6 protein-coding genes and 1 tRNA gene are annotated in these 9,577 nt (G+C 57.7%); 4 read left to right on the forward strand and 3 right to left on the reverse strand.

Translation table 11 applies throughout. The features are described from left to right. Nucleotides 1-32: 32 nt before the first annotated feature. Entirely contained in the window at nucleotides 33-1,706 is a 1,674-nt protein-coding gene (locus ACVWXC_RS08480; RefSeq protein WP_457392124.1) for a protein kinase domain-containing protein, read from the forward strand. 18 nt (nucleotides 1,707-1,724) lie between these two features. Here the strand turns inward: ACVWXC_RS08480 and ACVWXC_RS08485 are convergent, their stop codons facing one another. After that, complete coding sequence (locus tag ACVWXC_RS08485; protein WP_457410471.1) at nucleotides 1,725-2,216, reverse strand: hypothetical protein; 492 nt, start codon at nucleotides 2,214-2,216, stop codon at nucleotides 1,725-1,727. 49 nt (nucleotides 2,217-2,265) lie between these two features. Between ACVWXC_RS08485 and ACVWXC_RS08490 the strand changes: the two genes are divergently transcribed. Together ACVWXC_RS08490 and ACVWXC_RS08495 are read left to right on the forward strand one after the other, a co-directional pair. Further along, a tRNA-Asp gene (locus tag ACVWXC_RS08490) sits at nucleotides 2,266-2,339 on the forward strand. An 83-nt stretch (nucleotides 2,340-2,422) separates the two neighbouring features. Beyond that, nucleotides 2,423-3,484 carry a histidinol-phosphate transaminase gene (locus tag ACVWXC_RS08495; RefSeq protein WP_011430707.1) on the forward strand — a complete coding sequence of 354 codons (1,062 nt, stop codon included), beginning with the start codon at nucleotides 2,423-2,425 and terminating at the stop codon, nucleotides 3,482-3,484. Nucleotides 3,485-3,507: 23 nt separating this feature from the next. Here the strand turns inward: ACVWXC_RS08495 and ACVWXC_RS08500 are convergent, their stop codons facing one another. Next, nucleotides 3,508-7,635, reverse strand: a complete 4,128-nt coding sequence (locus ACVWXC_RS08500; protein WP_457392127.1) for a hypothetical protein — start codon at nucleotides 7,633-7,635, stop codon at nucleotides 3,508-3,510. Nucleotides 7,636-8,139: 504 nt separating this feature from the next. Here ACVWXC_RS08500 and ACVWXC_RS08505 point away from each other — a divergent pair. Then, nucleotides 8,140-8,613, forward strand: a complete 474-nt coding sequence (locus ACVWXC_RS08505; RefSeq protein ID WP_011430710.1) for an Hsp20/alpha crystallin family protein — start codon at nucleotides 8,140-8,142, stop codon at nucleotides 8,611-8,613. 46 nt (nucleotides 8,614-8,659) lie between these two features. Here ACVWXC_RS08505 and ACVWXC_RS08510 read toward each other — a convergent pair whose 3' ends face one another. Beyond that, a complete protein-coding gene (locus ACVWXC_RS08510; protein WP_011430711.1) occupies nucleotides 8,660-9,442 on the reverse strand; it encodes an SAM hydrolase/SAM-dependent halogenase family protein in 783 nt (260 codons plus the stop codon). Nucleotides 9,443-9,577 lie beyond the last annotated feature (135 nt).

A 9,577-nucleotide genomic window follows, 5' to 3' on the forward strand; every position in this document is an offset into this window, starting at 1 on the left:
ACCTAGACGTCAGCCGGTAGCGCCTGAATGATATGCCCAACTGCTACTGCCTCAATCCGGACTGTCTGCGGCCGGAAAATCCCCCGGCTGCCTCCACCTGTGCCTTCTGCGGGCAGCCGCTGCTGCTGCGCAATCGCTATCGCGCCTTCAAGCGTCTGGGGCAGGGGGGATTTGGCGCCACCTTCTTGGCCCGCGATGAGGACATGCCCTCCAAGCCCTGGCGGGTGATCAAGCAGTTGCGCCCGGCTGAAAATTCGCCCCAACTGGCCAGGCTGGCGGAGGAACTGTTTAACCGCGAGGCCGAGGTGTTGGAGCGCCTGGGGGAGCACTCGCAAATCCCCAAGCTCTACGCCCACTTCCAAGAAGGCGGCAAATTCTACTTGGTGCAGGAGTTTATTGAGGGGATCACGCTTGCCCAGGAGATGCGGCGCAACGGGCCTTTTTCCGAAGAACAGGCTCGGCAGGTGATGCAGGAGGTGCTGCTCATCCTCAGCTATGTCCACAGCCACAACACCGTCCACCGCGACATCAAGCCGGCCAACCTGATTCGCCGCAAAGAAGATGGCCGCCTGGTGCTAATCGACTTTGGGGCGGTGAAGCAGCTTGGGCCAGGCCACACGTTGTCGGAGGAGGGAACGGCCATTCGCTCCCTGGGCTTTTCTCCGCCGGAGCAGATGGCCGGCCAGGCGGTAGGCCCCGCCAGCGATCTCTACGCGCTGGCCGCCACCTGCCTCAACTTGATGACCCTGGAGTCGCCGGCCAAGTTTTACGACCACAACACGGGCCAATGGGATTGGTCGGATCGCCTGCAGCTCAGCCCCGAGTTCGACGCCATTTTGCGCCGCATGCTGCACCCGGTTATCAGCCAGCGCTTTGCCACGGCTACCGAGGCGTTGCGGGCTCTGCAAGGGATCCCGGTGCAGGAGGGCCCGCCTTCCTCGCCGGTCATCTTGCCCCCTTCTCCCTTGACTGCCGGCTCCAGCCCGTTGCTGATCTCCGACGATTGGACCAGACGCCGTTCAACCTCTCCCCCCCCTGCCCGAACAGATGGGTTCTCGCCTACGCCGCTCCCTCGGCCCGGCGCGGGAGACATGCTGCCCCTGGGATCGGTTCCCACCGGCTGGGGGAGCACCACCGGTTTTACCCAACTGGGCCAAGCCAGCCGCATCACCGGCGGCGGGCAGATCAAGCCAGCCACCCCGCCGCGCATCCCGTCTTTGGCGGGGGCGGATCTGCGGGGCAAGTCTTTTGCCAACCAGAACTTAGCCGGTTACGACTTGCGCTGCGCCGACCTGCGGGGGGCCGATTTTTCGGGGGCCAACCTGCAGGGAGCCGATCTGCGCGGGATCCGCTTCAACACACCGCAACCCCGCTGGCTGCGCTTTTTGAGCCGGCTCCTCGGCTCGGCCAAAACCTTGGGCGAGATCCTAGCAGGCCTGGGAGGGCTCTTGGGAGCCGGGAGCCTGGCGTTTTTGCTCGTCCATCTCGCCACGCGCAATGTGGTTTATGCCTTGGGGGCGGCTGGGATGGCTTTGGTGGTAGCCGGGTCGGTGCTCTGGTCTGCAGGCGGCAGAACTTCCCTGCCACGCCAAGCCGAAGAAAAGGGCAAGCGCTTCACCAGCTTTTACAAAGCGGATCTGCGAGGGGCACAGATGGATAGGAAGCTGCGGGAGTTCGCCCGCCGCCAGGGTGCCATCTTGAGCTAGAGCAGATCCGTTCCCGCCTTAGGCTATGGGAGGAAGGCCTCTGCGGAGGGCCTGGCTCACCTGCTCCGCCAGAGGTCGGCAGGCCACGGCTTTCCCTTGCCGCCGATCCCCTGCCTGGTCGTAAAAGACGATGCCTTCGGCGCGGGAAAGGCCCAGGGCCAAAAACAGCAGCTTCAAAACCCCAAAGGAGGTGGCCTCTAAGTCCGGCGCTTGCTGCCGAAGTTCCGCTAGCGTGGCTTGGGCATCTTCCAGGTGGCCAAAGGCCGGGATCCACAGATGGCCGGGGGGCTCGGGTTCTGGGGGGGAGTCCGCCCCGGCGGAGCTTTCCACCACCCGCACCGTCAGCCAGCCACCATCGGGGTAGCGCAAGGTGGTGTACTGCAGGTGATCCAGGTGTTGGGCCACCTGGGTGAGCACCTCCGCCACCTGCTGCATCGCCGCTGTCGGGATCCCGTTCTGCGGGGCCTCCTCTACCAGCGTTGCTGCCTGGGCCGCCAGACTAGATACCATGATTGACAACCATCCTCATCTAAGTTCAGAATAGGTATTCGCAGCTCCTGGGGCTGTAGTTCAATTGGTTAGAGCACCGCCCTGTCACGGCGGAAGTTGCGGGTTCGAGCCCCGTCAGCCCCGTACCTGTTAGGAACACTGTAGCCTACATCGGCAAGCGGGTCAGCCCTGCTATTATAGGTACCTTGCTCCGTTAGGGTAGGGAGATGTGTGCCTTGCGGTATCTGCGCCCGGATTTGCTTCACCTCAAGCCCTATGATGCCGTGCCGCCCCAAGCTGCCGACAAGTTGGATGCAAACGAGTTTCCCTGGGATTGGCCGGTGGGCTTCAAGCAGAAACTCTCCCTCCTCTGGGAAAAAGGGATCCCGAGCAACCGCTACCCCGATGCTCATCACCAGGGCCTCAAGCAGGCCATCGCCGCCTATGCCGGGGCAGATCCGGCCCAGATTAGCCTGGGCAACGGTTCCGACGAGCTAATCCGCTCCCTGCTCATCGCCACCTGTGTGGGCGAGCGGGGCAGCGTTTTGGTTGCAGAGCCCACCTTTTCCATGTACGCCATCCTAGCCCAGAGCCTGGGGATCCCGGTGGTGCGGGTGCCCCGCCATCCCGAGACGTTTGCTCTGGATCTGGGGCGGTGTCAACAGGCCGTAGCGGAGCAGCGGGTGCGGGTGGTGTGCTTGGTAGATCCCAATTCGCCCACCGGCAATGGCCTGAGCACCGCTGAGTGGGAGTGGGTTGAAGGGTTGCCCGCCGAGATTTTGGTGATCCTCGATGAGGCCTATTTTGAGTTCAGCCAGCACACGGCCCTGCCCAAGCTGGCGGAGCACCCCAACTGGGTTATCTTGCGCACCTTCTCCAAAGCCTTTCGCCTGGCAGCTCACCGGGTGGGCTATGCCATCGGCCATCCGCAGCTTATCCAGGTGCTGGACTCCATCCGCCTGCCCTACAATCTCTCGGCCATCTCCCAGTGGGCCGTTCAGATCGCCCTGGAACATGCCGAGGAGTTTTTGGCCGACCTACCCCTCATCCGTCAGGAACGAGATGCCCTCTACCAAGCCCTGCAGGAACTGCCGGGGGTGCGGGTGTGGCCCAGCCAGGCCAATTTTCTCTACTTCCGGGTGGCAGGATGGGATCCCCAGGATCTGCAGCGGGCCTGGCAAGAGCTGGGAACTTGTGTGCGCTGCACCGGCGGCGGGCTGCGCCTAACGGTGGGCACCCCTGAAGAAAACCAACGCGCCCTGGAGCGGCTGCGGCAGATCTTGCGGTAGTTGGCTCTACTTCCAACTCCTTCTCAACCTGGGCCGAGCAATCGCTGAATCAGGCTATGAACTTGCTGGAGCTGCCTCTCGTTGAGCCGCTTCAGTTCCTCGCGGATTGCCACTTGCAGTCTCTGAGCTTCAGTTTGCTCCCGCTGCAGCAGCCAACTTTGAACAGGGCTGGGGTGCTCCACGAAGTCATGTGGCCAGGGATCCCATTCCTCCAGCTCGGGCTCTGCCTGGGGCAGTTGCTCACGCCAGCGCTCTCGAGCGCGGCTAAACTCCTCCGCCAAAAGATCGGTCGGTCGTCCCTCCGCCTGCAGAGAATCTCTGTACTTCTTGTGAACCAAAAGCCAGCGCTGCCGAATCTGAGAGCGTTGCCATCTTGGGATTCTACCGATTCTGTTTTCAGCAAAGCGCTCATAAAACCTGAGCGCATCTCGGTAGCAGCCCAGTCGCTCGTAGGCTAGGCCCACCTCCAGCGGCTGCAGCCACCAAGCGTGCTCCCCGCGCACACTGCTTACCACTTCCTGCAGAAAATCCCGCAGTCCAGGGAGCTTCCACCTCAGCTCATCCCAGTTGGTTTCCATGTCTCGAGCCATGCTGGCCACCAACTCGTAGTCATGTCCGCGCTGCCACGCCTGTGGGTGGGCCTGAACCACTTCCCAAAGCCTGCACCACTCGCGGCGCCGGATCAGGATTCGCAGCAGCAGCGGCCACTCTTTCAAGCGCTCCAGGCTGAGAATGACGTCGTTGATGTACTCCTCCCACTCGCCCGCGAGGGGACGTCCCGCCTCCTGCCATTTGCTCACCACTGCTGCGTCCTGCCGGTCTTTGGATAGCCACCTCACCTGGCCAGGCGGCTTCTCCAATTGGATCTTGGCTCGGTAGTAGCGGGAATGCTCCGTTTGGCCACCTTGATCCCAAATGGCAACTGCCTCCTCAAGTTTTTGTTGCTGGAAATAACAGATGCCGAGAATCTTGTGATATTGCCCTGCGAACGGCTGCCGCTGGCCAAGAAAGGCCAAACGCTCCCTCAAAGCCTCAAGAGTCTCTTGCCAAAAAAGTTCACGATCCTCCGGCTTAGGACAAAAAGTCCCTAGGTTATCGAAAACTTCCTCCAGCTCCGCCAAAAACTTCTCCACACAAACCTTCCAAGTCAGATCCGAATGCTTCGGGCTGACCTCAACGCTCAACCAATCTCGCACTCGAACTATCTGTCGAAAGCGCTCCATGGACTTGGCAGAGCTGCTTTGGGTTACCGCCATCAAATCCACCAGAGGACCGTAGTTAGGGATCTCGGAGCACCTGGCAAAGTGAGTAGAACGATGCTGCTGCAACTCTGACCAAGCTTTTGCCTTCCAAAAGCACTCCCAGGCTTCTCGGATGAGATTTCTATTGGGTAGGGCGGATCTTTCCAAGCTTAAAAACTGACGGCCTGCAGAAACGTAATCCCTCTGCAGCTTGAGGATCCAAGCTTGGCATTCCTGTTCTAATTTCTGGTTGCCTGCCTGCCGAGCAAAGGCGCGCGCATCTTCCAAGAGCTCAGGATTTCCCTCCTCTACCCCTTGCCTAAGAAACCCAAGAGCCAAGTCCAGCACATCCTGTAAGTTTTTATCCGTCCAGTATTGGATGCCAGTGCCTTGAGCGAAGCCGGCCAGTACAGGCGGATGCGTTTGCCATTGGGATCGATCGGGCTGCAAATGAGAGTGATTGAGCCAAAAGTCAATCTCCAAGGCAGGATCCCAGAATTCCCGCCAGCCGGCTGCAGTATCCACAACAGCTAAGGCTTCGATGGGGCGGGTAATACCAACGTATAGCTGGTTGAGAAAATAATGTAGTTGCAGGGATACCTTCTCTGCAGCTTCTTGAGCGTAGTGGTTAAGCCTTCGGCTAAAGTTTTGTCGATAGCAGTCGCCAAACTTGTAGAGAATGATCTTTTTGAACTCCATGCCCTTGACAGCGGTAACAGTCTGCAGCAGCGCCGGCTTGAGATTTTGCTCCAGCTCTTCGGCAAAAACCCTCTGGAGGTCGGGATCTTGGCGCACGTAGTCCAGCTCCTCTCCTATAGAACAAGGCAGGATGCAAACTGTACCCGTGCTGTTCCTGAGCATACTCCTCAGCTCATGTTGAGTTAAGTTCTTGTCTTGGCCATCCAGTACAAACTTTTGAGCTGGCCTCCCCGGTTCCTGAAAACGCCAAGGCTGCTGTGGGCAAATCCCCCGATCATTGCTAAGAACTCGCCGCCACAAGTTGATAAGGTTGCTAAAACGAGTAATCTGAGGGCTACAGCGGTAATTATTTTTTAACTCCCGGGGACTTGGAATCTCGAGAGAATGGCCGGGCAACAAGTAAGCACGGATATGCTCGTAGAGATACCTCCTCAGGGCACCCCAACGAAATCCTGTAGGATTGATAGTTTGCAGAGGATCCCCAGCAAAAGCATAAGGTAAACGCTCGATAGCCCAATCCAACTTATATTTTCCCCAGGGGGACAAGCAGAAAACAATATTCAGTTCAAGCTGGGTAAAGTCTTGAACCTCATCACAGAAAATGACTGGGTGAATTGATCTAAGAAAACCATTCTGTAACACATCCCTAGCCAAATCTTGATCGTCCCAGTAGCTTCCGTAGGTAGTTCGTTCTTGATAACCCGGCCAAACTTGCTCGTATATTCGATCAAAGACTTCTACATTTACAGTGCGGTCGGCTTGAGGCAATTCCCGATAGCAATCTGGATCCAAGTAGTCGCTTACTCCATAGCCCTTGATCAGAGTACGAATCGTATGCCAAGCTAATTCTACATCACTGCGGCCGCGGTACCAGCTCCGGAATCGATAAAAATTGACATATCGCTCCGGTTGATAGCGTTCTTGTCTCTCTGGTGGAAGGCAGCTTAACAGGTAGTCCTGGAAGGTGCTAAAGAAAGCTTGACATCGCTCAATTTCCCCTTCTGAGAAGTCACTGCCTCTCTCTCGGTAACGATGGTTGACCCGCAAAATTGTACTTACCTTGCTGCGGGCTTGCTGTACTAGACTCGGGCTATAGGTTAAAAAGAGAGGACGGTACTGAAAGCTTCCTTTGCTTGAATCCTTCAGGTAATGGCTGCAGTAATCAGCAAAACGGTAATACAACATCAGAGATTTGCCGCTCCCAGCTCGCCCGTTGATTAGTAGAGGCATAGAGGTGCTTTGGAGAATTTCTTCTTCCTCCATCGACAAAGCTAAGTTCCCCTCTGTAGTCTCCTGGATTTCCAGCCAGACGTTTTCATCTGCAACTATGTAGTCGGGGTAGGCGCGGCGGGCATATCGCTTCCAAATCTCTAAAGATTGTGGGTGTTGGAGAATATCCGGCTGATCGGCCCCGCTCCCAAATAGACAAGTTCGGCGCCCCAGGTCAAACCGCTCTCTCTGCTCCGGAGCGTGGTCGTAAACTCCAATTAAAAATGGAGATAAGACTTTTTCCTGCTCACATACCTGCACCAGGCTGATAGCCAGATGTATCGAGCCTTCCCGCCAGCACCTAACCTCAGTTTCTGGATAAAACAGTGGTAGTTTCCAGTAGAGATTCCCTTTCTCATCGCCAATGATGAATTGCTCTACCGCCCGATACACTTGGCGCCGCTGTTCTAGAGAAAGGGCTTGCACTTGCCGAACCCATTCCCCGCTTTCCAACACAAGCCGCTCCTGGCGGTTGGGAGTATTTAAAAACTGTGTCCAATCGTACAGTTCGTTGGGCAGAGGGAGGAGCTGGTTTTGCCGCGCTTCTTCTTGTTCATTTTCCGCTTGCCTTTGTGCCAGCCATGCCTGTAGCTGATCGTCAGACACCCAGTTCCTCACCCGCTCTTGATAGCTGGGATCCTGCCGCCGCTCCAGGAACTCTCGGTACTCGTGGCTGCCTCTCCCCCAAAGGCCAAACAAGACCAAAACCGGCACCTCTCCCAGATAGCGCAGATCAGCCACCAAGCGAACGTTGCGCCGGAGGTTGCGTTTCCAGTAGGGGTAGCGAACGTCGAACAACCGGCTTAAAAGGGTGCGATCCCCCTGCTCCAGCCGTTCTATCAGCTCCTCAAGGTTGTATGGCGCTCCTGCCTCCAAAACTTCTTCTGGGCAATACACGTACATGGGATCCCACTGCTCAAGCTGTCCTGGTTTGAAGGCCATCTTAGAGGCGGCCTGCCTTGTCTGTCAGGTCTCTCTCAAAACTTGCTACCAAACTGAGAGACTAACCAAACAACTTCAATTGAAGCTAGAGTTAGACTTTTAAGCTTTGATAAACTGTGCTGAACTGTTAGAGAATCCAGGCTGTTACCGCGCGGCCCTAACGCCCATGCCTCTGTCAAGCTGTCTGGCGGCAGCATTCTCAGCAGAAGCCGATCGAACCGGCAGAGAAAAGGTTGCGACAGGGATCCCGCTGGCTCTAGATGAGGTTGTCCAAAGTGAACTTTGGAGAAAGGTGATGGGATCCTCCCCTAGCTGGATCGGTTTGCCCTCCCTGCTGGCAACAGCGGTCTTGGATCATTGAAGCAGAACGGGGTTTGGATCCCATCTCGTCTCAATACAGCTTTTTCCGACGTGGGGGGAGTTCTGTAGAACGGTGGGATCCGGTTGTTACCCCTGTTGACCCGTTTTTCAAGAATTGTCCACCCTACTACCCAAGGAGCGGCTATGCAATTGGTTTACTTCACCCCCATCCTCGATGTGCGCGTGCAGCAAAGCACCCTTGACTTCCCGAGGCAGCAGAGCTCTGGAGAGCACCCTCGCACTTTCTTCCCCACGCCATTACAGGTTTGGGAGAGCGGCGAAGCCTACATCGTCCAGTTGTGGGCGCCGGGGGCCAATCGGGAACGCTTCCACATCGAGGCCACAGCCCAGCAGCTCTCCATCAGCGGTGAGATCCAGCTTCAAGGCCCTGAAGGTGCTGAATTACGCTACCAAGAGGTGGAGCCTCAGCCTTTTCAACGCACCCTCAAGCTAGCCAAAAGCATTCAGCCGGAAAAAGTCTCGGCCATCTACCGGGATGGCATTCTCACCCTCACCCTGCCCAAGGCCGATGCCGTGCGGGCGGTCAAAGTTCAGATAGGAACCTCAACTTCCGCAGCTGAGCCGGAAACTTTAACGGTGGAAAGCCAGCCTGCCTAGTCTCCCTTCTCCCCAAGCGAGAGGGGGCAGGGGGGAGGGAGTTCGGCTAGCTATCCCACTGCACGCGCACCTCGTCCCCTACTTTGAAATCCAAGGTGCGGCTGGCGTTGCCCCGGTTTTGCGCGATCTCCACCCAGCCGGAGCTGCCCACCAGGGCAAGCAGCTCGCCCTCGCTTCCCTCGGCAAAGGTGGCGGCGGAGCGGATGGTGATCCCCTTGATCCAGGCCCTCCAGTTGCGGCCCTCTACCCAGTTGCCAGGGAGAGTGGTGATGCCGTTGCCGAAGCGGTCGATGGACTGGATCACGCCGCGGCCGCCGTCGGGTTCTGCCTGAGGTGGCGGCCAGTCCCAGCGAACCAGCTCGGCCACATCCAAGGGATCCCCCAACTCTGCCAAGGGGATCCCGTTGGCCAGGTGGGCGGCCACGGGGGCAAAAATATCCCGCCCGTGAAAGGTACGGCTGGGGGAGGGGGTGCGCCAATAGCGGGGTCGGTTGAGTTCCACAGCAGCTAGAGGTGGGGATTGCTCCAGAACGCCGCTGAAGAGGCCATTGTCAGGGCCGACCAAATAGCCTCCTTGGGTTTGGATGGCCACTGCCCTTCGGCTGCTCCCCACCCCTGGATCTACCACCGCTAGGTGAATGGTTTCAGAAGGTAAATGGGGATAGGCCGTCATCAAGGCAAAACGGGCCGCTGCCACGTCCTGAGGCGGGATTTCGTGGCTAAGGTCGATAAACTGAACCTGGGGCGCGATCCCCCAAATCACCCCCTTCAGAATGCCCACGTAGGGATCCTGAAGACCAAAATCAGTGAGTAGGCTAATGACCTTCATTGGCGAGCTAAGCAGCGCTTGCCAGCCCTCTGGGAACTTTTAGCTGATACATTTACGCTGAACACTGCTGAGCATTACTGCTCAGCGGTGAAGCGATAGCATTCTGTCCGTTTCCGTTGTCACTACGCGATGCTG

This window comes from Thermostichus sp. OS-CIW-20 (assembly GCF_054061455.1).